1 protein-coding gene is annotated in these 705 nt (G+C 44.0%); it reads right to left on the reverse strand.

What is annotated here, in order from left to right; all coding sequences use genetic code 11:
- Positions 1-178 precede the first annotated feature (178 nt).
- Positions 179-705, reverse strand: a 527-nt coding sequence (locus R7040_RS26580; protein ID WP_318097599.1) for a substrate-binding domain-containing protein, incomplete at its 5' end; no start/stop codon positions are given.

The raw sequence follows: 705 nt of genomic DNA on the forward strand, positions 1-705 counted from the left end.
AGAATCAACGCAGACGTTTGCTGCTTGGTTCGGTCGACCTCCTGCCAAATGATCTGTTTGGAGAAGTAATAACTCTGAACGAAAATGCCTAAAATGATCGGAGCAAGAACGAGAATAATAATTTTAGTTATAAGCGTCGACAGCGAGCGACGCTTTTTTAGCTTTGATGTAATTGTCATCAATTATCTGAGTATCTAAATGCACGTTTTCTGAGAGCTTCAATTCGCTCAGGGGAATCTGATTTGGTCACAACTTCGAAGTCCCCAGAGTACACCGTTGGTACAGGTTTACCTTCCAAATCCCATTTGATCGCCTCTGCCATCGCAATGCCAGTATCATCATTCATACGCATGACGGTGATATCTAACTCCCCTTTTAAGATAGCGTCTAGCTCAGCAGAACCACCGCCCCAGCCATTAATCATAACGTCTTCACGGCCAAGTTCAGACAGTGCTTCGACGGCACCTAACGCAACGTCGGTAGAACAAGCATAAATGAACTCGACATCTGGGTACTTTTTCAAGCTGGCTTTTGCAGCTTCATACCCGGACTGTTTTGTCGCTTTTGTATAGTAAGCAGATTGTAGTTCAAACTGACTGTCTTGGTTCACTTGGTGAATGAATGTGTTACCACGGATATCGCTAATGTAGCCTTCAGAGAAGTACAAAACGCTGTAATGGGTATTTTTCGGGAACTGCTTGCCAA

Source organism: Vibrio sp. 1069 (assembly GCF_033340555.1).